The organism is Kineococcus terrestris (genome assembly GCF_041020755.1).
Taxonomy (GTDB): domain Bacteria; phylum Actinomycetota; class Actinomycetes; order Actinomycetales; family Kineococcaceae; genus Kineococcus; species Kineococcus terrestris.
In genome coordinates, this window is record NZ_JBEUEI010000010.1 from 42,241 (window position 1) to 66,411 (window position 24,171).

At 76.9% G+C, this 24,171-nt stretch carries 24 protein-coding genes; 11 read left to right on the forward strand and 13 right to left on the reverse strand.

The genetic code is table 11. From position 1 onward, the window contains the following. The first annotated feature begins 3 nt into the window (after positions 1 to 3). The 4 genes from AB8M62_RS08045 to wsfD all read left to right on the forward strand — a co-directional run bounded on the left by AB8M62_RS08045 (position 4) and on the right by wsfD (position 4,341). The gene (locus AB8M62_RS08045; protein WP_369052044.1) at positions 4 to 873 is read left to right on the forward strand and encodes a hypothetical protein; all 870 of its coding nucleotides are present in this window, start codon (positions 4 to 6) and stop codon (positions 871 to 873) included. Next, entirely contained in the window at positions 866 to 1,966 is a 1,101-nt protein-coding gene (gene wecB / locus AB8M62_RS08050) for a non-hydrolyzing UDP-N-acetylglucosamine 2-epimerase (RefSeq protein WP_369069182.1), read from the forward strand. The genes AB8M62_RS08045 and wecB overlap by 8 nt, the downstream gene beginning before the upstream one ends. Before the next feature lie 75 nt (positions 1,967 to 2,041). Then, a complete protein-coding gene (locus tag AB8M62_RS08055; RefSeq protein WP_369052042.1) occupies positions 2,042 to 2,866 on the forward strand; it encodes a septum formation family protein in 825 nt (274 codons plus the stop codon). Then, the gene (gene wsfD / locus AB8M62_RS08060) at positions 2,863 to 4,341 is read left to right on the forward strand and encodes a glycan biosynthesis hexose transferase WsfD (protein ID WP_369069183.1); all 1,479 of its coding nucleotides are present in this window, start codon (positions 2,863 to 2,865) and stop codon (positions 4,339 to 4,341) included. The genes AB8M62_RS08055 and wsfD overlap by 4 nt, the downstream gene beginning before the upstream one ends. A 10-nt stretch (positions 4,342 to 4,351) precedes the next feature. Here the strand turns inward: wsfD and AB8M62_RS08065 are convergent, their stop codons facing one another. From AB8M62_RS08065 to AB8M62_RS08085, 5 genes are all read right to left on the reverse strand, one after another. Further along, positions 4,352 to 5,509: an SIS domain-containing protein gene (locus tag AB8M62_RS08065; protein ID WP_369052040.1), complete on the reverse strand. Its 1,158-nt coding sequence runs from the start codon at positions 5,507 to 5,509 to the stop codon at positions 4,352 to 4,354. After that, positions 5,506 to 5,754, reverse strand: coding sequence for a Trm112 family protein (locus AB8M62_RS08070; protein ID WP_369069184.1), 249 nt, complete (start codon positions 5,752 to 5,754; stop codon positions 5,506 to 5,508). Before AB8M62_RS08070 ends, AB8M62_RS08065 begins: the two co-directional genes overlap by 4 nt. Continuing rightward, on the reverse strand, positions 5,751 to 7,181 hold the full coding sequence (locus AB8M62_RS08075) for a phosphomannomutase/phosphoglucomutase (protein ID WP_369069213.1): 1,431 nt from the start codon (positions 7,179 to 7,181) through the stop codon (positions 5,751 to 5,753). Before AB8M62_RS08075 ends, AB8M62_RS08070 begins: the two co-directional genes overlap by 4 nt. A gap of 179 nt (positions 7,182 to 7,360) precedes the next feature. Then, complete coding sequence (locus AB8M62_RS08080) at positions 7,361 to 7,636, reverse strand: hypothetical protein (protein WP_369052038.1); 276 nt, start codon at positions 7,634 to 7,636, stop codon at positions 7,361 to 7,363. A gap of 109 nt (positions 7,637 to 7,745) precedes the next feature. Beyond that, positions 7,746 to 8,135, reverse strand: a complete 390-nt coding sequence (locus AB8M62_RS08085) for a DUF3499 domain-containing protein (RefSeq protein ID WP_369052037.1) — start codon at positions 8,133 to 8,135, stop codon at positions 7,746 to 7,748. Between the two features lie 123 nt (positions 8,136 to 8,258). Here AB8M62_RS08085 and AB8M62_RS08090 point away from each other — a divergent pair, with 123 nt between their 5' ends. Further along, positions 8,259 to 8,735 (forward strand): metallopeptidase family protein, encoded by a 477-nt coding sequence (locus AB8M62_RS08090; RefSeq protein WP_373694886.1) that lies wholly within the window; start codon positions 8,259 to 8,261, stop codon positions 8,733 to 8,735. 40 nt (positions 8,736 to 8,775) lie between these two features. Here the strand turns inward: AB8M62_RS08090 and AB8M62_RS08095 are convergent, their stop codons facing one another. Continuing rightward, a complete protein-coding gene (locus AB8M62_RS08095; protein ID WP_369052096.1) occupies positions 8,776 to 9,006 on the reverse strand; it encodes a WhiB family transcriptional regulator in 231 nt (76 codons plus the stop codon). A gap of 430 nt (positions 9,007 to 9,436) precedes the next feature. On the opposite strand from AB8M62_RS08095, the gene cofD reads away from it, so the two are divergent. Beyond that, positions 9,437 to 10,471, forward strand: a complete 1,035-nt coding sequence (gene cofD / locus AB8M62_RS08100) for a 2-phospho-L-lactate transferase (RefSeq protein WP_369052095.1) — start codon at positions 9,437 to 9,439, stop codon at positions 10,469 to 10,471. After that, a complete protein-coding gene (cofE, locus tag AB8M62_RS08105) occupies positions 10,468 to 11,541 on the forward strand; it encodes a coenzyme F420-0:L-glutamate ligase (protein ID WP_369052035.1) in 1,074 nt (357 codons plus the stop codon). Before cofD ends, cofE begins: the two co-directional genes overlap by 4 nt. 115 nt (positions 11,542 to 11,656) lie before the next feature. Here the strand turns inward: cofE and AB8M62_RS08110 are convergent, their stop codons facing one another. Together AB8M62_RS08110 and AB8M62_RS08115 are read right to left on the reverse strand one after the other, a co-directional pair. Continuing rightward, entirely contained in the window at positions 11,657 to 12,571 is a 915-nt protein-coding gene (locus AB8M62_RS08110; RefSeq protein ID WP_369052034.1) for a polysaccharide pyruvyl transferase family protein, read from the reverse strand. After that, a complete protein-coding gene (locus tag AB8M62_RS08115) occupies positions 12,568 to 13,530 on the reverse strand; it encodes a DNA-3-methyladenine glycosylase family protein (RefSeq protein WP_369069185.1) in 963 nt (320 codons plus the stop codon). Before AB8M62_RS08115 ends, AB8M62_RS08110 begins: the two co-directional genes overlap by 4 nt. A gap of 189 nt (positions 13,531 to 13,719) precedes the next feature. Between AB8M62_RS08115 and AB8M62_RS08120 the strand changes: the two genes are divergently transcribed. The 4 genes from AB8M62_RS08120 (at position 13,720) to AB8M62_RS08135 (ending at position 18,503) form a co-directional block, all read left to right on the forward strand. Continuing rightward, on the forward strand, positions 13,720 to 14,934 hold the full coding sequence (locus AB8M62_RS08120) for an endo-1,4-beta-xylanase (protein ID WP_369052032.1): 1,215 nt from the start codon (positions 13,720 to 13,722) through the stop codon (positions 14,932 to 14,934). Positions 14,935 to 15,000: 66 nt separating this feature from the next. Further along, positions 15,001 to 16,041: a LacI family DNA-binding transcriptional regulator gene (locus AB8M62_RS08125; protein WP_369052031.1), complete on the forward strand. Its 1,041-nt coding sequence runs from the start codon at positions 15,001 to 15,003 to the stop codon at positions 16,039 to 16,041. Positions 16,042 to 16,210: 169 nt separating this feature from the next. Continuing rightward, positions 16,211 to 17,800, forward strand: coding sequence for a flavin monoamine oxidase family protein (locus AB8M62_RS08130; RefSeq protein WP_369052030.1), 1,590 nt, complete (start codon positions 16,211 to 16,213; stop codon positions 17,798 to 17,800). A gap of 37 nt (positions 17,801 to 17,837) precedes the next feature. After that, a complete protein-coding gene (locus AB8M62_RS08135; protein ID WP_369052029.1) occupies positions 17,838 to 18,503 on the forward strand; it encodes a Rid family hydrolase in 666 nt (221 codons plus the stop codon). A 61-nt stretch (positions 18,504 to 18,564) separates the two neighbouring features. Here AB8M62_RS08135 and AB8M62_RS08140 read toward each other — a convergent pair whose 3' ends face one another. From AB8M62_RS08140 to AB8M62_RS08160, 5 genes are all read right to left on the reverse strand, one after another. Beyond that, positions 18,565 to 19,605 carry an ABC transporter ATP-binding protein gene (locus tag AB8M62_RS08140; RefSeq protein ID WP_373694887.1) on the reverse strand — a complete coding sequence of 347 codons (1,041 nt, stop codon included), beginning with the start codon at positions 19,603 to 19,605 and terminating at the stop codon, positions 18,565 to 18,567. After that, positions 19,602 to 20,684, reverse strand: a complete 1,083-nt coding sequence (locus AB8M62_RS08145; protein ID WP_369052028.1) for an ABC transporter ATP-binding protein — start codon at positions 20,682 to 20,684, stop codon at positions 19,602 to 19,604. The genes AB8M62_RS08140 and AB8M62_RS08145 overlap by 4 nt, the downstream gene beginning before the upstream one ends. Then, a complete protein-coding gene (locus tag AB8M62_RS08150; RefSeq protein ID WP_369052093.1) occupies positions 20,681 to 21,562 on the reverse strand; it encodes an ABC transporter permease in 882 nt (293 codons plus the stop codon). Before AB8M62_RS08150 ends, AB8M62_RS08145 begins: the two co-directional genes overlap by 4 nt. Before the next feature lie 80 nt (positions 21,563 to 21,642). Continuing rightward, positions 21,643 to 22,584, reverse strand: a complete 942-nt coding sequence (locus tag AB8M62_RS08155; protein WP_369052027.1) for an ABC transporter permease — start codon at positions 22,582 to 22,584, stop codon at positions 21,643 to 21,645. Next, a complete protein-coding gene (locus tag AB8M62_RS08160) occupies positions 22,581 to 24,128 on the reverse strand; it encodes an ABC transporter substrate-binding protein (RefSeq protein WP_369052026.1) in 1,548 nt (515 codons plus the stop codon). Before AB8M62_RS08160 ends, AB8M62_RS08155 begins: the two co-directional genes overlap by 4 nt. Positions 24,129 to 24,171 lie beyond the last annotated feature (43 nt).

The window sequence follows — 24,171 nt, forward strand, 5'->3', positions numbered from 1 at the left end:
GACATGGACACGGACCCCACCCCCCGCCGGTCCGCCCGGCCGGTCCTCGCGGGTGCCGCCGCGGGAGCCGCGGCGCTCCTGCTCGCTGCCGGCCCGGCGGCCGCCGACACGTCGACCGCCGCGGCGAACGCCGCCCGCGTCGGCGCGCTCACCGCGCCGCTGGCCACCAGCGGCACCGCGACGGCCTCGAACGACGGCTCGACCGCGCTCGTCACGACGGCCCAGACGCCGGCCCTGTCGGTGCTGGGCGGCCAGGGCGGGATCACCGCCGGGACGCTCGTGCAGACCGCCGCCGCCCGCGGCGACGGCACGTCCACCGCGTGCGCGGGCCTCGTCGGGTCCGGCGGGGCGGTCACCGTCGGCGCCACCGGGATCTGCACCACGAGCAGCGGCACCGGCGGCGTGCGCGTCGTCCTCGTCCCCGGCACGGAGGTCCGCGCCGACGCGCTCCACGCCTCCTGCACGGCCTCCTCGGACGGCACCGCGACGGCCAGCGCCCGGCTGGTCAACGCCCGGGTCGTCACCGTCGGCCTCACCGGCAACGTCACCTCCACCGTGCTGTCGCTGACCGGGAACCCCGCCGCGAACAGCGGCGTGACCGTCCCCGGCGTCGCGACCCTCGGGCTCAACGTCCAGGACGCGCCGGCGGGCGCCGGGAGCGTGCGCGCCTCCGCCCTGCGGATCACCCTGCTCAGCGGGCTGGCCGCCGAGGTGAACGTCGGCACCGTCACCTGCGGCGCCAACGCCCGCACCGTCCCCGTGCCCGCCCTGCCGGGCCCGGCCGTCCCGGTGGCGGCCGCGGCGCTGCTCGTGGCCGGCTGGGGCCTGCGCGGCCGGGTCCGCGAGGCCGTCGCGGCGGTGCGCCGTGGCTGAGGCGGCGGGCCGGGCGGCCGTCGTCCTCGGCACCCGCCCGGAGATCATCAAGCTGGCGCCCGTGCTCGCGGCGCTCGGCGCCGACGGGGAGGCGGTGTTCACCGGCCAGCACTACGACGCGGAGCTGACCGACGCGGTGTTCCGCTCCTGCGGCCTGGACCCCGTCGCGCCCGCCGTCACCGGGGTGGGCGGCGGCACCCGCGCGCAGCAGGTGGCGACCATGGTCGGCCAGCTCGCGGATCTGTTCACCCGCACCCGCCCGCGCGCCGTCGTCGTGCAGGGCGACACGAACACCACCAACGCGGGCGCGCAGGCCGGGCACTACCTCGGGATCCCGGTCGTGCACGTCGAGGCGGGCCTGCGCAGCCACGACCGCACCATGCCGGAGGAGACCAACCGGCTGCTCGTCTCGGCCCTGGCCGACGTGCACTGCGCGGCCACGCCCGAGAACGCGCGCAACCTGCTCGACGGCGGCGTGCCGGCCGACGCGGTCCACGTCACCGGCAACCCCGTCGTGGAGGCCGTGCGGGCCCTCCTGCCCTCCCCCGAGCGCGCCGCGGCCGTCCTGGAGCGCCACGGCGTGGCCCCGGGCTTCGTGCTGGCCACCGCCCACCGGCCGGAGAACACCGACGACCCCGTCCGGCTGCGCACGCTCGTCGACCAGCTCGGCGCGCTGGGCCGGCCCGTGGTGCTGCCCCTGCACCCGCGCACGCGGGCCGCGCTGGCGCGCGAGCGGATCGCCCTGCCCGCCGCCGTGCGCGACCACCCGCCCGTGGACCACGGGACGTTCCTGGCGCTGGCGGTGCACGCGTCGCTGCTGGTCTCCGACTCCGGCGGCGTGCAGGAGGAGGTCACCGTCCTGGGCAAGCCCCTCGTCGTGGTGCGCACCAGCACCGAGCGCCCCGAGTCGGTGGCCGCCGGGTTCTCCGTCCTCAGCGAACCGGGCGACCTGGCCGCGCACGCCGAGCGCATGGCGCGCCCGGAGGTCGCCGCGGCCCTGGCCCGCACGCCCAGCCCCTACGGCGACGGCCTGGCCTCGCAGCGCGTCGCGGCCCTGGCGCTCGGGCGGGTGCCCGAGCTGCTGGCGGCCTGACCCCCGCGGCTCAAGCCGTCCCGAGGAGGGGTCGAGGACACGAGGGTCCCCTCCACCCGACCCCCGGAGCCCCGCGTGCGACGTCGACGACCGACCCGCGCCCGGCGCGCGCCGCTGCCCGCGGCACCCGCTCCCCTCGGCGTCCTCGCCGCCCTGGTCGGCGCGCTGGCCGCCTGCGCCCCCGCGCCGGTCGGCGAGCTGCCCACCACGGCCGTCGTCGTGGGCACCTGCAAGGACAAGACGACCGCCGAGGAGGTGGTCGGCGTCAGCGACAGCTCCCCCGCCGTCCCGTGCACCTCGCCGCACACGGTGGAGACCTACGCGCTCGGTGCGCTGGCCGACGAGGTCGCCCGGCTCGGCCCGCAGCGCCCCGCCCCGGAGGTGCTGCTGAACGCGCCCGGCGAGACGTGCCCGCTGGCACCCCTGCGCCCCTACCTCGGGGCGGGCGAGCTGGACAGCCAGTGGGGCCTGGGCGTGTTCGCGAAGTTCCCCACCCGCGCCGAGTGGGAGGACGGGGTGCGCACCGTGCTGTGCGACCTCGTCGTGGAGGCCCCGCCCGGCACCGTGCCGCGGATCGACGTGCCGCTGCGCGACGTCATGCGGTACACCGACTCCGCGCGGGTGCGCCTGTGCCGCAGCGGCGAGCGCCTGCACACGTGCGACCAGCCGCACGACGCCGAGCGCGCCGGCGACGTCCCCGCCGGCCCGCCCGCCCCCGAGCGGACCGCGGCCTGCGAGCAGCGCGGCCACGAGTACACCGGCACCCCTCCCGCCGAGCCCGGTGCGGCCACCGGCTGGCGCGCCGACGTCGTCGTGCGCGACGGGCAGGCGCAGTGCTGGCTGGCCGCCGTCGACGGCCCCGTCACGGGGACGCTGCGCACCGGGCTGGTGCCGCGGTGAGGGCCCGGCTGCGGCGGCTGCCCGTCACCGGGTACCTGGTGCTGACCGGCGTCCTGTCGGCGCTGTTCGCGCTGCGGATGCTCGGCGGCGGACTGGTCGGGCTCAGCGACCAGGGCGACGGGCACCGGCTGCTGTGCCAGCTCGGCCTGCGCCAGGGCAACGCCTACAACACCTCCACCCGCGACCACCTGTACCCGCTGTGGTTCGACCACACCTGGTACGGGGAGGACTGCGGCGCCGCCGGGGAGCGCTACCGCTCCACCCAGCTGGCGCCCGCCTGGGTCGCGACCCGGCTGACGCACCTGCTCACCGACCACGACGGGCTGGACCTGGGGGTGCTGGCCGTGCTGTCCAGCCTCCTCGTCGGCGCGCTCGTGGCCGCGCTGACGCTGCTGGTGGCCCGGCGCTGGCCGGCGCGGCTGCTGGTGGCCGCCGCGCTGTTCCTCGTCGCGGCGGACGCGACCTTCGCCGGCTACTTCGCCTCCGCCTACTCCGAGCCGGCCACCTTCACCGGGCTGCTGGCGCTGACGGCGACCGTGGTGGTGCTGCTGCGCGCGCCCGTCGTGCGGTTCCCGCACCTGCTGGCGGTCACCGCGGCCACCGCCCTGCTGGTGGGCGCGAAGACGCAGAACGCCACCGCGCTGGCCGCCGTGGTGCCGCTGCTGCTGGTGCGCCCGCTGGGCCGCGGCGGCTCCGCGCTGGTGCGGCGGCTGCCCGCGCTCGGGCTGGCCGCGGCGCTGGTGGCGGGCACCGGCGCCTACCTGCACGCGCAGCCGGACCGCTTCACCACGCAGAACGACTACGCCGCCGTCTTCGTGGAGATGCTCCCGCACAGCCCCGACCCGGCCGGCGACCTCGCGGCGCTGGGCCTGCCCGCCGCGATGGTCACCTCCTCGGGCGTGCCCATCGGGGCGCCGGGCAGCGCCGCGAACTCCCCCGCCTTCGACGGGTTCAGCGAGCGCGCGTCGCTGCCGCGCCGGCTCGGCGTCTACCTGCGCGACCCGGTGCGGCTGGTGGCGATGGCCGACCGCGGCGCGGAGGGGATGGGGCGCCTGCGCGCCGACTACGTGTACTCCTACCCGGCCTCGGCGGGCCGGCCGCAGGGGGCGCTGGAGTGCCGGGTGTGCGTGGTGCACGACGCCTGGCGGGCGGCCTTCGGCGGCAGGCCCCTCGTCCTGCTCGCCGCGTACCTGCTGGCGGTCGGCGCGTGCGTCGTCGTCGCGCACGTGCGGCGGCGGCAGCCGGCGACCCGCGCCCTCGCCGGCGCGGGGCTGGTCCTCGCGGTGGCGCTGGCCGCGCAGTTCTGGGTGGTCCTGCTCACCGACGGCGCCTCGGACCTCGTCAAGCACCTGGTGGGCGCGAACTTCACCCTCGCCCTGCTGCTGGTGCTGGCCACCGCCGCCGTCGGCGCGCTGGCCTGCCGGGACCCGCGGGACGTGCCCGCGCCGCAGGACCCGGCGGCGGCCGGGTCCTGACGGCGCGCCCTCAGCCCGTGCGCTCGCGCAGGTCGGCCAGGTGCGGGGACTGCCCGGGGTCGGTGCCGGTGGCCAGCGCCAGGTAGGTGGCGGCGTAGTCGGTGCGGGCGACGACCTGCGCCAGGCGCGCCAGGTCCGGGCCGGGCTCGGCGACGACCTCGCTGACCCGCACGCCCGCCTCGCCGGCCGTGGTGGCCACGGCCTCCACGAGCGCCAGGTCGGCGTCGGGCACGACGGCGGGGGCGTCGCGCAGCAGCAGCAGCTGCTCGCGCGGGCCGGCGGGCCCGTCGAGGAACGGGTCGGCGAACACGTCGTCGGGCCCGGCGGAGAACGGCCCGCCGAAGGTGGACACGACGTCGCCGGCGTCGTCGGGCAGGGCGCCGCTGACCGCGGGCACGCGGGCGGTGCGGGCCAGCACGGAGGCGCTGCGGCGGGCCGCGGCGGCCATGAGGTCGCCGTCGGCCAGCACGACGGGCACGGTCCCGGCCAGCTCCAGCGCCAGCGCCTTGGCGGGGTTGACGAACGGCTCCGACCACGGCCGGCAGGTCTCCGCCTCGGTGTCGAGGCGGTCGGCGACCTGCCCGAGCAGCCCGGCGGGGGCCTGCACGAGGTCCAGGGCGTCGGCGGCCAGCAGCACGGGCGTCAGCAGCGACCACAGCGCGAAGCGGGACGAGCGCACGGCCGAGCCGTCGGCGCGCACGCCGCGCGCGGGCGGGACGTGCAGGTTGCCGCCGCGGGCGCCGACCTCGGCCAGCGGGGACCCCTCGGCGCCGACGGTGACCACGCGCGCGCCGCGGCGGGCGGCCTCCACCGCCAGGCCCACCGGGCCGGGCGCGCGCCCGGACACCGACACGGCCACGACGAGGTCGAGCGGGCCGACCCAGCTGGGCAGCGGGCCGCCGCGGCGCACCACGACGGGCACGGGGCAGCCGCGCCCGGCCAGCGACAGCAGCACGTCGGCCACCGAGGACGCCCCGCCGAGGGCGGCGACGACGACCGAGCGCGGCCGGCCCTCCTCCGCGAGCCGGTCCACGCCCGCCGCGACGGTGAGGTCCACGGCCTCGCGCACCTGCGCCCCGGCGCCGGCCAGGGCGCGCAGCACCCCCGAGGGGTCGGCGGCGCTCAGGGCGTCGCCGTCGGCCAGCAGCGTCTCGTCGATGCCGGTCACGCGTCCTCCTCCCCGCCCGCGAGGTGCGCGGGCAGGCCGCGGGCCTCGTCGGCCAGCAGCACCGGGATGCCGTCCACGACGGGGTAGCGCACCCCGGACGGCGTCACGAGGACGCTCTCGCCCTCGACCTCGACGGGCCCGCTCAGGGGCTCGCCGGTGACGGGGCAGCGCAGCAGCGCCAGGGTGCGATCGTCGACGCGCAGGGGCCCGCCGGACGGCGCCGCGCCGGGCTCGGCCGCGCTCACGACTCCTGCCCGCGCACGATCGCCAGGACCTCGTCGCGCACCCGCACCATGGTCGCCTCGTCGGCGCCCTCGGCGTTCAGCCGCAGCAGCGGCTCGGTGTTGCTGGCGCGCAGGTTGAACCACCACACCGGCTCGCTGCGCGAGGTGATCGTCAGCCCGTCGAGGCGGTCCACGTCCACGTCGCCGGTGGCGGTGAAGCGCTGCTCGACGAGGTCGGTGACGGCCGCGGCGTCGGCGACGGTGGAGTTCACCTCGCCGCTGGAGACGTACCGCTCGTACTCGCGGGCCAGCTCCGACAGGGGCCGGTCGCTCTCGGCGAGCGCCGCCAGGACGTGCATCGCGGCGAGCATCCCGGTGTCGGCGGACCAGAAGTCGCGGAAGTAGTAGTGCGCGGAGTGCTCGCCGCCGAAGACGGCGTCCTCCTCGGCCATGCGCTGCTTGATGAAGGAGTGCCCGACGCGGGTGCGCACGGGCGTCCCGCCGTCCTCGGCGACGATCTCCGGCACCGCGCGGGAGGTGATGAGGTTGTGGATGACGACGGCCTGCCGGCCCGCGGCGCGCTCCTTGGCGATCTCCCGGCGGGCCACCAGCGCGGTCACGGCGCTCGGGGAGACGGGGTCGCCGTTCTCGTCGACGACGAAGCAGCGGTCGGCGTCGCCGTCGAAGGCCAGGCCGAGGTCGGCGCCGGCGCGCGGGACGGCGGCCTGCAGGTCGCGCAGGTTCTCCGGGTCCAGCGGGTTGGCCTCGTGGTTGGGGAAGGTGCCGTCGAGCTCGAAGTACAGCTCCTCCACCGCCAGCGGCAGGGCGGGCAGCCCGGCCGCGCCGCCCAGGACGGCGGGCACGGTGTGACCGGCCATCCCGTTGCCGGCGTCGACGACCACGCGCAGCGGCCGCGCGCCGGACAGGTCGACCAGCGAGCGCAGGTGGGCGGCGTAGTCGGCCAGGACGTCGCGGGTGCTCACCGCGCCGGGCTCGGCGCCCGTGGCGGGGACCTCGCCGGCGTCCAGCCAGCGCTGGGCGAGCTCGCGCACGGCGGCCAGGCCGGTGTCCTGCCCGACGGGGCGCGCGCCCGCGCGGCACAGCTTGATGCCGTTGTACTGGGCGGGGTTGTGCGAGGCGGTGAACATGGCGCCGGGCACGCCGAGGGCGCCGCTGGCGTAGTAGAGGCCGTCGGTGGAGCACAGCCCGATGAGCACGACGTCCGCGCCGCGCGAGGCGACGCCGTCGGCGAAGGCCCGCGACAGCTCCGGGGAGGAGGGGCGCATGTCGTGGCCGACGACGGCGCTCGGGCGCGCGCCCGCCGCCACCTCGGGCAGGACGACGACCTCGGCGAAGGCGGCGCCGAGGGCGCGCACGACCCCGGCGTCGATCTGGTCGGGGACCAGACCGCGCACGTCGTAGGCCTTGACGACGGACGCCAGGTCCAGCGGCGCGCGGGGCTGCGGGGGCTGCGAGGACTCGGTGGTCGCGGCGGGGGCCGCGGCGGGGTCGGTCACGCCGCGACCCTACAAGCGCCGGGTCCGCCCGGGGCGGGCTCGCGCGGGACGCGGGCGCGGGTCCACCCGTCCGGACGGCAGGCCGCCGCCCCCGCGGCACCGCCCGGCCGTCACTTCTTGCGCGTGCGGTCCAGGACGGCGTCGACGGTCAGCGGCCCGGCGGCCGAGCGCCAGCTGCGCTCCTCGCACACGTGGCAGGAGACGAACTGCACGGGGGTGCCGTCGGTGAGCGACATGGCGACCCGGGTGACGCGCTCGCTGCCGCAGGCGCCGCACTCGGCGTTCTCGCGGTGCTGGACCTGGGTCAGCGACCCCAGCGGCGGGGCGGGCTGGGCGGCGCGGGAGCGGCGGGGCTTGCGGGCGGGGCTGGAGCTGACGACAGGCACGGGCTGACCTCCGGCGGGCTGGACGCAGGGCGACGCCCCTGCATCGGCAGGCCGCCGCCGCGCCTTGAGCACCCGCGCGGGCGAAGCGCGCGGGCGGTCCCCGACGCCCTCAGGAGCTGCGGGGACCCTCGCGCAGCACGCGCAGGTGGGCGCGCCCCGCCGGGCCGCGCTCGGGCGGCGCCTCGCGCGGCAGGGCCGGGCGGTCGCGCACGGCGTCGGCGACCGCGAGCAGGTCGTCGTGGCCGCGGGCGGCCTCGACGACGTCGGGGGCCAGGCGCACGACCTCCCACCCGCGGGGGGCGGTCAGCCGCTCGGCGTGCTCGCCGCACAGGTCGTAGCAGTGCGGCTCGGCGTAGGTGGCCAGCGGCCCGAGCACGGCGGTGGAGTCGGAGTACACGTAGGTGAGGGTCGCCACGGCGGGACGTCCGCACGCCGTGCGCGAGCACCTCCGCTCGGGAGCCTGCCGCCCGGGGCGGGTGCTCGGTCGCGAGGTGCTCACCCGGCGCACGGTACCCGCCCGGCGCGGACGGTGCGGGGCGGCGCGCCCGGCGGGTCGGGCGGCGCGACGGGCGGGACGGGCGGGGCGGCGACCGGCCCGGGGTCCTGGCGCTACCGTTCCCCGGTGCCCGCCCCCCGACCCGTCCCCCGACCCGGGGCCCCCCGGGACGGTGAGGGCCGCGCGCGCGTGCGCCGGCCCCGCCGCCGCGACCGCCACGGGCGGGGTCTGCGGGGGCCGCTGATCCCGTCGGCGCTGCCGGCCGCGCGCAGCCGCGCGGAGCGCTTCGACGACCTGGTGCTGGACGCGGTGGAGCTGCTGGAGCGGCGGTGGGCCGACGAGCTGTCGGGCGTGGAGTTCGCCGTGGAGGACGTGCCGCCCTCGGACCCGGCGCCGTGGGAGGACGACGTGGTGCCGCTCGGGCGGCTGTTCCCGGCCGACGGGCGCTCCCCGGCGCGGGTCGTGGTCTACCGGCGCCCGGTGGAGACGCGCGCGGAGGAGGACGAGCTGGACGACCTCGTCACCGACGTGGTCGTGGAGCAGGTGGCGCACCTGCTGGACATGGCGCCCGAGGACGTCGACCCCCGCTACGAGGGCGACTGAGGGACCGGTGGCCGGCCCGCGCGCGGCGCGGGCCGGCGGGTCAGCCGGTGGCGCGCTTGAGGCGGCGGCGCTCGCGCTCGGACAGCCCGCCCCAGATCCCGAAGCGCTCGTCGTTGGACAGCGCGTACTCCAGGCACTCCTGGCGGACCTCGCAGCCGGAGCAGACGCGCTTGGCCTCGCGGGTGGAGCCGCCCTTCTCGGGGAAGAACGCCTCGGGGTCGGTCTGCGCGCACAGGGCCAGCTCCTGCCAGCCCGGGTCCTCCGGGGTCAGCGGCCGGCCGAGGCCGCCCGCGTACCCGCCGGCGAGGTCGCCGGCCGCGTCGCCGGGCAGGTCGCCGGTGAGGGGGTCGGCCACGGGGCGGCCGTCGACGGCGACGAGGGTCAGCTCGGGGCGTCCACGGTCCACGGCGGGCGGGTTCAGGTCGGTCCTGGTCTCCACGGTGTCCCTCCGGGCCTGTTTGATCACTCCTGGTGACGTGGCGGTCACGAAGCGACCCCACTGGTGGAATTACACGCGTGTCGTCCGCAGGAGTCAAGCCCGGCGTGGTATCCGCCGCGGACCCCTGCCGCGGACCGGTCCCCGACCTCCCCCGGCGCCCCCCGCGGCGGTCGTCGGGGAGGATGGCGCGGTGACGTCAGCACCTCCGCACGACCTCGCGACCGGCGCCCCGGCCGACCCCTCGACCGAGCCCGCCGGCGGGCTGCGCGTGACCGCGCTGGCCGGCGGCGTGGGCGGCGCCCGCTTCCTGCGCGGCCTGCTGGCCGCCCTGCGCGCCTCGCCCGACCCGGCCCGCCGCGACGCCGTCGTCACCGTCGTCAGCAACACCGCCGACGACGTCACGCTGCACGGGCTGCGCGTGTGCCCGGACCTGGACTCGGTCATGTACACCCTCGGCGGCGGCATCGACGAGCAGCGCGGCTGGGGACGCTCGCAGGAGACCTCCGGCGTCGCGGACGAGCTCGCCGCCTACGGCCAGGAGCCCACCTGGTTCACGCTGGGCGACAAGGACATCGCCACCCACCTCGTGCGCACCCGGATGCTGCGCGAGGGGCGCACCCTGTCCGAGGCGACGGCCGAGCTGTGCCGGCGCTGGCGGCCCGGGGTGCGGCTGCTGCCGATGACCGACGACGTCGTGGAGACCCACGTCGACCTGGCCCCCGTCCCCGAGGCCGAGCGCGCCGCGCACGACGGGGAGCCCGGCGGCCGGCGCGTGCACTTCCAGGAGTGGTGGGTGCGCCTGCACGCCGCCGTCCCCGCGCTGGCGCTCGAACCGGTCGGCGCGGCGGACGCGCGGCCCGCGCCCGGCGTCCTGGAGGCCGTCGCCGGCGCCGACGTCGTCGTCCTGCCGCCCAGCAACCCCGTCGTGTCCATCGGCACGGTCCTCGCGGTGCCGGGCGTGCGCGAGGCCCTGCGCGCCACGGCCGCCCCGGTCGTCGGGGTCTCCCCCGTCATCGGCGGCGCCCCCGTGCGCGGCATGGCCGACGCCTGCCTGGCCGCGATCGGCGTGCCCACCACCGCCGGCGCCGTCGCGGGCCTGTACGCCGACTTCCTCGACGGCTGGCTGGTCGCCGAGGACGACGCCGAGCAGGCGCGCGCCGCCGCCGCCGCGAGCGCCCCCGGCCTCGTCGTGCGCGGCCGCCCGCTGCTGATGAGCGACCCGCGGGCCACCGCCGAGCTGGCCGGCGCCGCCCTCGACCTGGCCGCCGAGCTGGCCGGGCGGGAGCGCGCCGCGTGAGCGCGCCGGCCGTGCGGCGCACCGCGTCCGTGCAGGTGGTGGGCCTGACGGGCCTCGGCGAGGTGACGCAGGGGCAGGACCTCGCGCGCCTGGTCGTCGACGCCCTGCACGCCCAGCGCGCCTCGCTGGCCGACGGCGACGTCATCGCCGTCTCCAGCAAGGTCGTCTCCAAGGCGGCCGGGCTCAGCGCGCCCGCAGAGGACCGCGAGCGGGTCGTGGCCGCCCAGACGCGCCGGGTCGTCGCCGAGCGGCGAACCCCGGCGGGGGTGGCCCGGGTCGTGGAGGCCGCCGCGGGACCGGTGATGGCGGCGGCCGGCGTGGACGCCTCGAACGTCGCCGACGGCACGGTGCTGCTGCTGCCCGACGACTGCGACGCGGTGGCCGCGCGGCTGCGCGCGGACCTGCACGAGCTGACCGGCGCCGTCGTGGGCGTCGTCGTCACCGACACCGCGGGCCGGCCCTGGCGCGAGGGGCAGACCGACTTCGCGCTCGGCGCGGCGGGCCTGGTCGTCCTGGACGACCTGCGCGGCGCGCCGGACAGCGCCGGGCGCACGCTGACCGTCACCGCGCGCGCCCTCGCGGACGAGGTCGCCGCGGCCGCCGACCTGGTCAAGGGCAAGACCGACGGGGTGCCGGCGGCGCTGCTGCGCGGGCTGTCGCACCTGGTCACCGCCGGCGACGGCGCGGGCGCGCGCGAGCTGGTGCGCGGCGCGGCGGGCGACTGGTTCCGGCTGGGGCACGTGGAGGCCGTGCGCGCGGCGATCGGCGCGGCGGACGTCGAGCCGGCGCCCGTGGTGCCCGGCCCGCTGCCGGAGCGGCTGGCCCGGTGCGCGCAGGTCGCCACCGCGGGCGGGCCCGGCAGCGCCGGTGGGGCGGAAGCCGTCTCGGCCGACGTGCTGGGGGCGCGGTTCGGGATGTCGCCGGGGCTGCGGCTGCGCTCGGCGGACCCCTTCGCGCTGGGCGCGCTGACCCAGCGCGTGCTGGCGGCGCTGTGGGCCGAGGGCCTGACCGGCGGCGTCGAGCGCGTCGCGGCCGACGAGGTCGTCGTGCGCGTGCCCGACCCCGCCTGAACTCCTCCTCCCGCCGTGATCATGCACGGTCGAACGCTCACCCATCCATGATCACGGCAGGGAGGGACGTCGGGCGCAGCAGCCGGGACGGCTCGGGGAACGGCGGTCGTGCGGGTCAGGGGGTGCGCAGGGCAGCGGCGAGGGCGTCGAGCTGACCGGCGCCCGTGGCGGCGCGGGCGTCGCGCGCGGCCAGGGCGGCGGCGCGGCCGTCGCCCGAGCGGCACCAGGCGAACTGCTCGTCCAGCGCCAGCGCGCCGTCGGCGGCCAGGACCTCCTCGCAGCCCAGCAGCCCGGGCCACGCCCACGCCCCGGCCTGGGCGCTGACCTTGCCGCCGCCGGCGACCGGGTCGACGGCCAGCGCGGGCACCCCGGCCGCCAGCGCCAGCACGAGGCCGTGCAGGCGGGTGGTGACGACCACGTCCAGGCGCGCCACCACGGAGCCGACCTGCTCGGCGGTGGAGGGGTGGCGCCAGTCGCGCGGGTCCAGGCGGGTGTCCAGCTGCAGCGCGGCCACGTCCAGCCCGCCCAGCCAGTCGCCGAGGGCGCGGGAGACCTCGTCGTGGCGGCGGCGCGCGCCGTACTCGCCCTGCCCGTGGGTGAGGAACACCCCGACGACGGGGACGGCCGCCGGCACGGGCCGGGCGGCCAGGTCGCGCTCGGCCGGGCCGCCGGGAGCGTCGCGGGGCACGACGGCGTGGAAGCCGGTGACCGCGGGATCGGCGGGGTCGAGGACGGAGACGCCCACGGCGACGCGGCGGGCGGCCGCGAAGCGCTCGTGGACCTCGCGCACGGGCTCGCCCGCCAGCGGCCCGCACACCCACACCACGTGCGTGTAGGCGCCCGGGTCCGCCTCGTCGAGCAGGATCCCGCCGCGCGGGCCGTACGCCAGGTGCATGGCCGGGCTCCAGGCGACGTCGTGGGCGACGCCGTCGGCGCGCAGGCGCGCGGCGACGGCCTCGGTGGCCAGCACGTCGCCGGCGGTGGCCTCCCCGTGCAGGACGCTGGACCAGCCGAGCACGAGGACCCTCACCCGCGCACCCCGCGGTGGGCGCGCACGGCGCGGTTGGGGGTGTGGGTGGGCAGGGCGGCGCGGTGCCCGCGGCGGGGGCGGCGGTGCCCGGCGAGGGCGAGCAGGCGCTGCACGCGGAAGCGGTGCCCGCGGTAGCGCTCGATGACCTCCGCGCACCCGGCGTCGTCGAGGACCTCCCCGACGAGGGCGTGCGAGACGTCCTTGGCCACGTGCAGGTCGCCGAAGGAGAACGCGTCGGCGTGCCCGTGGGCGCGCTGGCGCACCTCCGCGGACGTCCACACGCCCACGCCGGGCAGGGAGCGCAGCGCCCGGTCGGCGTCCTCGGGGGCGAGGTCGACGGTGCGCTCGAGGGCGGCGGCGCGCGGCGCGGCCAGCAGGGTGACGCGGCGCCGGCGCAGCTCGACGCCCGCCTGCAGCCACTCCCAGGACGGCACGCGCAGCCAGTCGCGCGGTGCGGGCGGCAGCAGCAGCCCGGCGGCGCCGGCGGGCCCGGGGGCGGGCTCGCCGAAGCGCTGCACGAGGCGGCGCCAGGCGGCGAAGGCCTCCACGCAGGTGACGACCTGCTCCAGCGCGGAGGCGCTGAGGGCCTCGAACACCGAGCGGGTGCGCGGCACGCGCCAGCCGCCGTGGAGGCGGTGGGCCTCGACGAGGGCGGGGTGCTCGGGACTGGGGCGGAAGTCGTCCGCGGTGGTGTCGGCGGCGCCCAGCAGGTCGGGCACCCCGGCCAGCGCCCACTCGGCGCCGGGGCCCCAGGCGGTGGCCTCGACGACGGCGTCGGCGGGCACGAGCGCCAGCCGCAGCGTCACCGGCCCGAGGGGGGTGCGGGTGGCCCGCCACACGGCCCCGTCGGCGGTGCGCCGGTAGGTGGGGTCGCCGGCGCCGCGGCGCAGCGTCGCGAGCTGCACCTGCAGCGGGACCGGCCGGCCGGGCCGCCACGCCGACGTCCGGGGCGGGAGCACGCGGCACAGCGTACGAGCCGGTGGGACGTGCGGGAACGGGCTCGCGGGGACGGGGTCGCAGGCACCCGGACGGCGGACCGCGGTCACCGGCAGGTGAACCCTTGACGCCGCCTGTGAGCCTGCCTAGGGTCCGGACCACCTTCCGGAACAGTTCCGGAAGCGAACCAGGCGATGGAGCCGAGGAGAGACATGCGCCCCTCCCGCAGTCCCCGCACGACCCACCCCGTCCCCGCCCGTCCCCGCGGCCGCCGGCTGCTCGCGCTGGCCGCCGCGGCCGTCGCGGCGCCCGCGGTGCTCGTCGCGACCGCCGCGCCCTCCACGGCCGTCGACGACCGCGCGGCCGACCGCGCCAAGGACCGGGCGGTGCTCAAGGACCACCAGAACCCGCGCGACACCCTGCGCGCGGCGGCCCCGAAGGGGTTCTACCTCGGCTCGGCGGTGGCCGGCGGCGGCCACCACGAGGAGCAGCCGTACGCCGACCCGTTCGCCTACGACGTGGAGTACCGCGACCGCCTGGCGCGCGAGTTCTCCTCGCTGTCGGCGGAGAACCAGATGAAGTGGGAGTACATCCACCCCCAGCAGGGCTTCTACAACTTCTACCCGGCCGACGCCATCGTGCGGTTCGCGCAGGAGCACGACCAGGTCGTGCGCGGGCACACCCTGCTGTGGCACAGCCAGAACCCGGAGTGGCTGACCGAGGGCGACTTCACCGACGAGGAGCTGCGCGAGATCCTGCGCGACCACATCTCCACGGTCGTCAGCCGCTACGCCGGGCGCATCCAGCAGTGGGACGTCGCCAACGAGATCTTCACCGAGGAGGGCGAGTTCCGGGAGGAGAACATCTGGATCACCCGCCTCGGGCCGGGGATCATCGCCGACGCGTTCCGCTGGGCGCACGAGGCCGACCCGAAGGCGAAGCTGTACTTCAACGACTACAACGTGGAGTCGTTCAACGCCAAGAGCGACGCCTACTACGAGCTGATCCAGGACCTGCTGGCCGACGGCGTGCCCGTGCACGGCTTCGCCCCGCAGAGCCACCTGAGCACGCAGTACGGCTTCCCGAACGACCTGCGCGCGAACCTGCAGCGCTTCGTCGACCTCGGCCTGGAGACCGCCATCACCGAGATCGACGTGCGCATGGAGGTCGGCGAGGACGGTCCCACGGCCGCGCAGCTGGCCCAGCAGGCCGACTACTACCAGCGGGCCCTGCAGGCCTGCCTGGACGTGCGCGAGTGCAAGTCCTTCACCATCTGGGGCTTCACCGACAAGTACTCGTGGGTGCCGGTGTTCTTCCCCTCCGAGGGCTCGGCGACCGTCACGACGGAGACCTACGAGCGCAAGCCGGCGTACAACGCGCTGCAGGACACCCTGCGCGCGGCCACCCGCGCCGGCTGGGGCCGCTGAGCCCGCGGGGCCCGCTCCCGCGCGGGTCCGTCCCGCACGGCCCGGCACCCGGCTAGCGTGGGCGCCGTGAGCACACCCGGCCGACCCGTGACGATCACCGAGATCGCGCGCGAGGCCGGCGTGTCCGTCCCCACCGTCTCCCGCGTCGTCAACGGCCGCGGTGACGTCGCCGCGGCGACGCGGGAGCGCGTGGAGGCCCTGCTGCGGGCGCGCGGCTACCGGCCGCAGCGCGCCGCGGCGGCGCGCGCCCGCACCGGCCTCCTCGACCTCGTCTTCGACGACCTCGACTCCCCCTGGGCGGTCGAGATCCTGCGCGGGGTCGAGGAGGTCGCGCGGGCCGCGGGCGCCGGGGTGGTCGTCTCCGCCGTCCACGGCAGCGCCACCGCCGCCCGGCAGTGGCTGCACGACCTGGGCTCGCGCGGCAGCGACGGCGTCCTGCTCGTCACCTCGCACGTGCAGCGCGACCTGGAGCCGTGGCTGCAGGAGCGCTCCGTCCCGCTGGTCGTCGTGGATCCCGCGGGCGTGCCCCCGGCCGGTGTGCCGTCGGTGGGGGCGACGAACTGGGCCGGCGGCCTGGCCGCGACCACGCACCTCGTCGGGCTCGGGCACCGGCGCACCGCCCTGGTCGGCGGCCCGCCGGACCTGCTGTGCAGCAGGGCGCGCCTGGACGGGCACCGCGCGGCGCTGGAGTCCGCGGGCCTGGCGATGGACCCGGCGCTGGTGCGCCAGGGCGACTTCCACCAGGAGTCCGGCTACCGCGAGGCGCGGGCGCTGCTGGAGCTGGAGGACCCGCCGACCGCCATCTTCGCGGCCAGCGACCAGATGGCGCTGGGCGTGTACGAGGCGGTGCGCCGGCGCGGGCTGCGCGTGCCGGAGGACGTCTCGGTCGTCGGGTTCGACGACCTGCAGCTGGCCGAGTGGGCCTCCCCGCCGCTGACGACGGTGCGCCAGCCGCTGGCCGAGATGGGCGCGGCGGCCGCCCGCACGGTGCTGTCGCTGGCCGACGGGCAGGAGGTCAGCGGCACGCGCGTGGAGCTGGCGACCTCGCTCGTCGTTCGGCACTCGACCGCACCGCCCCGGCGCTCGACCGTTCCGCCGCGGCGCTGACCGCTGTGCCGCGCGTCGCACGCGGCACAGCGGTCCCACACGTCACGCAGACGTGACACCCGGTTGATCTTCAGGAAACACGCGGACGACAGGGTCGGGCACGCACCGTCACCCACGGTGCCCCACCCCCCACGACCGCGCGCTGCCGCGCGCGACGACGAGGAGATCCGTGTCCGTTTCCCGCAGGTCGTTCCTCCGCGGTGTCGGCGCCACCGGTGGCGCCGGGGCCATGTTCGGCGCGATGGGCGCGCTGGGCCTGGCCCCCGCCGCGGTGGCCGCCCCCACCGCCGCGTTCACCCCGCCCAAGCCGTCCGACTTCAGCCTCACCGGCCGCTCGGCCCGCACCGTCCTCGTCCTCGGCGCCGGCATCGCCGGCCTGACCACCGCCTACGAGCTCGGCAAGGCCGGGTACCGCGTCACGCTGCTGGAGGGGCGCCGCCGCCCCGGCGGGCGCAACTGGACGGTGCGCGGGGGCGACACCGAGACGGACCTGAACGGCGAGACGCAGCGCGTGCGGTTCGCCGAGGGCCAGTACATGAACGCCGGGCCCGCGCGCATCCCCCAGCACCACGTGACGATGGACTACTGCCGCGAGCTCGGCGTGCCGCTGGAACCCTTCGTCAACCAGAACGCGAACGCGCTGGTCCACTACACCGGCGACACCGCCCTGTCGAACCGCTCGATCACCCACCGCGCCGCCAAGGCCGACACCTTCGGGTACGTGTCGGAACTGCTGGCCAAGGCGACGAACGCCGGTGCGCTGGACGCGGAGCTGACCGCGGAGGACCAGGAGGCGCTCCTGGTGTTCCTGCGCAACTTCGGCGACCTGTCCGAGGGCGACCGCTACACCGGCGGCACGGGCCGGCGCGGCTACGACGTCGCCCCCGCCGCGGGTCTGGAGTCCGGCACCGTCTCCCCCGCCCCGAGCCTGGAGGACGTGGTCCGCAGCGGGATCGGCCGGAACTTCTCCTTCGAGCTCGGCTGGTCGCAGGCGATGATGATGTTCCAGCCCGTCGGCGGGATGGACCGCATCCCCTACGCGCTGGAGAAGGCCGTCGGGCCCTCGAAGGTCCGCTACGGCTGCGAGGTCACCGGCGTGCGCACCACGCCCACCGGCGGCGAGGTCGACTACACCGACGCCGCCGGGGTCCCTCGCACCGCCACCGCCGACTTCGTCGTCAACACCCTGCCCCCGCACCTGGCCGCGCGCGTCCCGCACAACCTGGGCCCCGGCGTGCAGGCGGCGCTGGAGACCCCCGTGCCCGCGCCCACCGGCAAGATCGGCCTGGAGTACTCCCGCCGCTGGTGGGAGGAGGACGCCCGCATCTACGGCGGCATCACGAACACCGACCTGGACCTGGCCGGCATCTGGTACCCGTCCTCCGGCTACCACGGCGAGCGCGGTGTCGTCGTCGGCTACTACAACTACGGCGACGCGGCCCGCTCGTACGCCGCGCTGCCGCACGCGCAGCGCCGCCAGCGGGCCGTCGTCAACGGCGCGAAGATCCACGGCGACGTCTACGGGAAGGACATCGCCTCCTCGTTCTCCGTCTCCTGGGGCGTCACGAGGTTCTCCGAGGCCGGCTGGGTCGGCTGGGCCGACCAGGAGGGCCAGGCGTACCGCACGCTGCTGGCCCCGCAGGGCAACGTCTACTTCGCCGGCGACCACCTCTCGCACGCCATCGCCTGGATGCACGGGGCGATGACGTCGGCGCGCGCCACCGTCACCGCGCTGCACCAGCGCGTCATGAGCAGCTGACCGAGGACCCCGAGAACTCCCGAGGAGAGACCCACCCGTGAAGAAGCCCTCCCGTCCCCTGGCCGTCGCGGCCGGCGCCGCCCTGCTGCTCGGCGCGGGCGCCGGCGCCGGCGTCGCCGCCGAGCGCTGGAGCACCCCCGCCCCCGGCACCGTCGCGGTGAACCTGCCGGTCGGCGCGACGAACCCGAACATCGCCCGCGGTGTCGGGATCGGCGCCGACGTGGCGCTCTACAAGTCCTCCGGCACCGGGCCGTCGGCGGCGAACCCCGACGCCGAGCCCGGCACCCCCGAGGCGTACGTCGACCTGGACGCCTTCGGCGGCGAGCTGCCCGAGGGCGTCACGCTCACCGAGGCGCAGGGCCTGAACGCCCTGGCCGCGATCCAGCAGAACCTGGAGTCGGTCGGCCTCGACGTCGACGACGTCATCACCATGCGCGTGTTCCTCGACAACGAGCCCGGCGCCGAGGTCGCGGACTTCGCCGGCTGGAACCGCGCGTACCGGCAGTGGTTCGCCAACGTGGACCTGGAGACCCGCGAGGCCGTCGACGTCGTCCTCGGCACCGGCGAGCCCGCACCGCCGCTGCGCGAGAACGCCGCCGTGCCCTCCCGCTCGGCGCTGGAGGTCGCGACCCTGCCGGTGCCGGGCTGGCTCGTGGAGATCGAGGTCGACGCCGTCTACCCCGAGCAGCACCAGGCGCACTGATCCCGCCGGCCGGCGTCCGGCCGCACCGCGGGGGTCCTCCCCCGCGGTGCGGCCGCGCCGGTCAGCGGGTCGCGCCGGCGCGGTCCCCGACGCCCACGACGCCGTGCAGGTGGCACGCCGCGGACTGTCCGCCGCGGACCTCCTGCAGGGCCGGGTCGACGTCGGCGCAGGGCTCGAACACCTGCGGGCAGCGGGTGCGGAAGCGGCAGCCGGACGGCACCGCCGAGGCCGAGGGCACGTCCCCGGCCAGGACGATCCGCTCGCGGCGCCGCTCGCGCACCGGGTCGGGCACGGGCACCGCCGACAGCAGCGCCCGCGTGTACGGGTGCTGCGGGTCGGTGGACACCTGCTCGGCCGTGCCGACCTCGACGACCCGCCCCAGGTACATGACGGCGATGCGGTCGCTGACGTGCCGCACGGCGGACAGGTCGTGCGAGACGAACAGGTACGTCAGGCCGAGCTGCCGCTGCAGGCGGCGCAGGAGGTTCAGGACCTGCGCCTGCACGCTGACGTCGAGGCTGGCGATGGCCTCGTCGCAGACGACGAAGTCCGGTTCACCGGCCAGCGCGCGGGCGATGCCGACGCGCTGGCGCTGCCCGCCGGAGAACTCGTGCGGGTAGCGCGAGGCCACCGACGGGTCCATCCCCACCAGCTCCAGCAGCTCGGCCACGCGCGCGGCGCGCGCCTCGCGGCCGGGGTGCAGCCCGTGCACCTGCAGCGGTTCGGCGACGGTCTGCCCGACGGTGGTGCGCGGGTCCAGCGAGGCGTACGGGTCCTGGAACACCATCACCGCCCGCCGGCGCAGCGCCCGCAGCTCCCGCTTGCCGAGCGCCGTCACGTCGGTGCCGTCGAACTCGACGGTCCCGCCGGTCGGCTCGACCAGCCGCAGCAGCGCGTTGCCGAGCGTGGACTTGCCGCAGCCGGACTCCCCGACCAGGCCGAGGGTCTCCCCGCGCCGGACCTCCAGGTCGACGCCGTCGACGGCGCGCACGGCACCGACCCGCTTCCGGCGCAGGCCCGTCCCCCGGACGGGGAAGTGCACCCGCAGGTCGCGGGCGCGGACCAGGACGTCCCCTCGCAGCGTCTCGCTCGTCCCGGTCACGCGGCCCCCTCCCCTGCCGCGGGTCGCCCCGCGGGGTCCTCGGCGCCGCCGTCCGCGAGCGCGTCGCGGACGTCGGCGCGGCAGAACGTCGCCGCCCGGTGCGGCACCGCGCCCGGCGGCCCGGAGGCCACCTGCAGCAGCGGCGGCTGCTCGGTGGCGCACCGCTCGTCGCCGCGCACGGGGCAGCGCGGGAAGAACACGCACCCGGGCGGCAGGTCGGTCGGCGGCGGCGGCGTGCCGGGGATGGCGACGAGGTCCTCCCCGGGCGTGCTGCCGTCCAGCGCGGGCAGGGCCCCGAGCAGGCCCTGCGTGTACGGGTGGGCGGGGCGGGCGAACACGTCGTCGACGCCGCCGTCCTCCACGCACCGCCCGCCGTACATGACCAGCACGCGGTCGGCGGTGCCCGCGACCACCCCGAGGTCGTGCGTGATCCACACGACGCCGGTGCCGTGCTCGTCCTGCAGCCGCCGCACCAGGTCGAGGATCTGCGCCTGCACGGTGACGTCGAGCGCGGTGGTGGCCTCGTCGGCGATGAGCAGCCGCGGGTCGCCGGACAGGGCGATGGCGATGACGACGCGCTGGCGCATCCCGCCGGACAGCTCGTGCGGGTAGCGCTCCAGCGCGCCGCGCGGGTCGGGCAGGCCGACGTCGGCCAGCAGCTGCGCGGCCCGCTCGCGCGCCGCCCTCTTGGAGCCCACCTTCCGGTGCGCGAGCAGCCCCTCGGTGAGCTGCCGCCCGATCGTCAGGACGGGGTTCAGCGACGTCATCGGGTCCTGGAACACCATCCCGACGCCGTTGCCGCGGACCCCGCGCAGCTGCGCCTCGCTCATCGCCAGCAGGTCGCGGCCCTCGAACGCGGCCGTACCGGTGACGGTCGCGGTGCGCGGCAGCAGCCCCAGCAGCGCCATGACGGACACGCTCTTGCCGCTGCCGGACTCGCCGACGACGGCGACGGTCTCGCCCGCGCGGACCGCGTAGTCCAGGCCGTTGACGACGTGCGCCGTCCCGCGCGGGGTGTCGATGCGCACCCGCAGGTCCCGCACGTCCAGCACCACGTCCGCCAGCGCGTCCCCGCTCACGGGCGGACCCCCCGCCGACGCCGGCCCGGCCGGGCCCGCGCGGCCTCCAGGGCGCTGCGCTGCTGCGGGTCCAGCACGTCGCGCAGCCCGTCGCCGACGAGGTTGAACGCCAGCACCAGCAGCACGATCGCCAGGCCCGGGAACACCGCGATCCACCACGCCAGCTCGATGTAGCCGCGGCCCTCGGCGAGCATCCGGCCCCACGACGGGTCCGGCGGCTGGGTGCCCAGCCCCACGAACGACAGGGCGGCCTCGGCCAGCACGGCGAACGCCAGGCTCACGGTCGTCTGCACGATGATCGGCGGAGCGGCGTTGGGCAGCACGTGCCGGGCCAGCAGCCGCAGGTCGCTCACCCCCACCGAGCGCGAGGCCCGCACGTACACCTGCTCGCGCACCCCCAGCACCGCCGAGCGCGTCACCCGCGCGAACACCGGGGTGTACGTGACGCCGATGGCGATCATCGCGTTGGTGATGCCCGGCCCCAGCACGGCGATGACCGCGATGGCCAGCAGGAACGCCGGGAAGGCGAACAGCACGTCCATGCAGCGCATGAGGACCGTGTCGACCCAGCGGCCGTAGAACCCGGCCAGCAGGCCCACCACCGTCCCGCACACCAGCGAGAACCCGACCGCCACGGCGCCCACCTGCAGGGACACCTTCGCGCCCAGCACGACGCGCGAGAGCACGTCGCGGCCCAGGTCGTCGGTGCCGAACCAGTGCCCCGGCCCGGGCGGCTGCAGCCGCTGCTCGACGTCCACCTCGTTGAACCCCGTGGGCGCGATCTGCTCGTCGAAGACCGCCACGACGACGACACCGAGGAGCACCACGAGCGCGAACAGGGACTGCGGCGAGGTCAGCAGCAGCTTCAGCGCCACCAGCGCGCCGCTGCGCGCCGGGCGCACCGCCACCGGCGCGGCCGCGCCCGTCGCGCGGTCCGCCGCAGGACCCGTCGCGGCGCTCACGCGGAGATCCTCGGGTCGAGCTTCGTGTACAGCAGGTCGACCACCAGGTTCACGACGAGGAAGACGAGGGCGAACAGCAGCACGGCGCCCTGCAGCACCGGGTAGTCGCGCGCCTGGACCGACTGCAGCGCCAGCTGCCCCAGCCCCGGCCAGGCGAAGACGATCTCCACGACGACCACCCCGGACAGCAGGTACGCCATCTGCACACCCGTCACGGTGACCAGCGGCAGCAGCGCGTTGCGCAGCACGTGCCAGCGGAACACCGCCCGCGCGGGCAGGCCCTTGGCGCGCGCGGTGCGCACGTGCTCGGCGCCCAGCGCCTCCAGCACCGACGAGCGGGTGAACCGCGTCAGCACGCTGCCCGAGACGAGGCCCGTGGTGACCGCCGGCAGCACCAGCGAGCGCGCCCAGCCCAGCGGGTCGTCGCCGAACGCCACGTACCCGGCGGGCGGGAACCAGCCCAGCGCCCCGGCGAAGACGAGGATCAGCATGATGCCCATCCAGAACTCCGGCACCGAGATGCCGATCTGGCTGAACACCGTGGACACCCCGTCCACCAGCGAGCGCGGCCGCAGCGCCGAGGCCGTGCCCAGCGGCACCGCGATGAGCAGCGCCACGAGGATCGAGGCGAACGCCAGCGACAGCGTCGCGGGCAGCCGCTCCAGGATGAGCAGCGTCACCGGCTCCCCCGAGCGGAAGCTGACGCCCAGGTCACCGGTGACCGCCGAGGAGACCCACTGCGCGTACTGCACGAGCAGCGGCTGGTCCAGGCCCGCGCGCTCGCGCAGCGCCTCGTAGGTCGCCTGGTCGAAGCGCGTGCCCAGCGCCAGCCGGACCGGGTCGCCCGGCACGAGGTGCACGAGGGCGAACACGACCACGCTCACCCCGAGCAGGACGACCACCGCCTGCAGCACGCGCCGCAGCGCGATCCCCGTCACGAGGGCAGCTGGACGGTCTCGAAGTTCACCGCCTTGTCGGCGCGCGCCTCGTACCCGGTGATCCCGGGCTTCCACGCCTGCACCGTGTTCGGGTTGTACAGGTAGACGTAGGAGGCGTCGTCGACGATCTGCCGCGCGGCCTGGTCGTACAGGTCCTTGCGGGCGTCCTGGTCGCTCTCGGTGGCCGCGCGCTCCAGCAGGTCGTCGGTGACCGGGTTGGAGTAGCCGTGGTAGTTGTTCGAGGCGTCCGTGCGGTGCTGACTGTCGTAGAAGTCGAACGGGTCGATGTTGCCCAGCCAGCCCAGCATGAACGCGTCGAAGTCGCCCTGGCTCTGCCGGTCCAGCCAGGTCGCGAAGTCCTCCGTCTGGATCTCCACGGTGATGCCCAGCGGCTCCAGCTGGTTGGCGATGACCTGCGCCGCGGTGACCGTCTCGGGGTACTCGGAGGTCACCATGAGGCCCATCGTCACCGGCCCGCTGACCCCGGCGCCCTCCAGCAGGGCGCGGGCGGCGTCGACGTCCGCCTCGTAGGGGGCGTAGTCCAGGTACCAGAAGCTGTCCTCGGGGATCGCCGTCTGGTTGGGCGCGGCCGCGTCGAACTTCGCCGCCTCGGTGATGGCCGCGCGGTCGATCGCGGTGGCCACCGCGCGGCGCACGGCCGGGTCGTCGAACGGCGCGGTGCGGCAGTTCATCGCCAGGTACCAGTAGTCGACGCTGGGCACGTTGCCCAGCTCGACGGTGTCGTCGTCGGCGAGGCTCGCCACCTGCTGCGGCGGCACGTTGTCCGTCCACTGCACCTGGTCGCTCTGCAGCGCGGTCAGGGCCGCGGCCGGCTCGGTGATGAACTGGTACGTCACGCCCGTGACGGTCGGCGCCTCGCCCCAGTAGCCGTCGAAGGCGCTCAGCGTCACCTCGCTGGCGGAGAACCCGTCGAGGCGGAACGGGCCGGTGCCGTCGGCCTGCGTCGTCAGGGTCGACTCGTCCACGCCGGAGGGCAGGACCGCCATGCCCTTGAACCCGCCGACCTGGCTGAGCAGGTTCGGGGTGGGGCTGGACAGGGTGACGACGACGGTGCGCTCGTCGGGCGCGGCCACGTCGGCGACGGTGGCGAAGCGGTACGAGTTCGCCAGCTCCTGGTCGATGATCCGGCGGTAGGAGAAGACGACGTCCTCGGCGGTCAGCTCCTTGCCGCTGTGGAACGTCACGCCCTCGCGCAGCGTGAACGTCCACGTCAGCTGGTCCTCGCTGGTCTCCCAGCTCTCCGCCAGCGACGGCTCCATCGTCAGGTCGTCGGCGGCCGGCACGACGAGGGTGTCGTAGACGTTCTCCAGCACCTGGAAGCTGGCGTAGGCCGTGGTGCGGTGCGGGTCCAGCTGGTCCGGCTGGGCGCTGATGGCGACGACGAGCGCGCCGGCGCCCCCGCCGGCGGCACCGCCGCCCTGCCCCTCGCCGGTGTCCACGGGCTCACCCCCGCCGGAGCAGGCGGCGACGAGGGGGACGCTCGAGGCGGCGGCCAGGCCGGTGAGGACGGTGCGGCGGCGCATGGGGGCTCCAGACGGCTCGGGTGCGGGCTGCGTGATCGAGGAC

What these genes read in the sequence shown, in the direction of transcription:
- AB8M62_RS08160 (WP_369052026.1), bottom strand. Translation starts at nt 24,128, where the DNA reads ATGCGCCGCCGCACCGTCCTCACCGGCCTGGCCGCCGCCTCGAGCGTC.
- AB8M62_RS08045 (WP_369052044.1), top strand. Translation starts at nt 4, where the DNA reads ATGGACACGGACCCCACCCCCCGCCGGTCCGCCCGGCCGGTCCTCGCG.
- AB8M62_RS08120 (WP_369052032.1), top strand. Translation starts at nt 13,720, where the DNA reads ATGCGCCCCTCCCGCAGTCCCCGCACGACCCACCCCGTCCCCGCCCGT.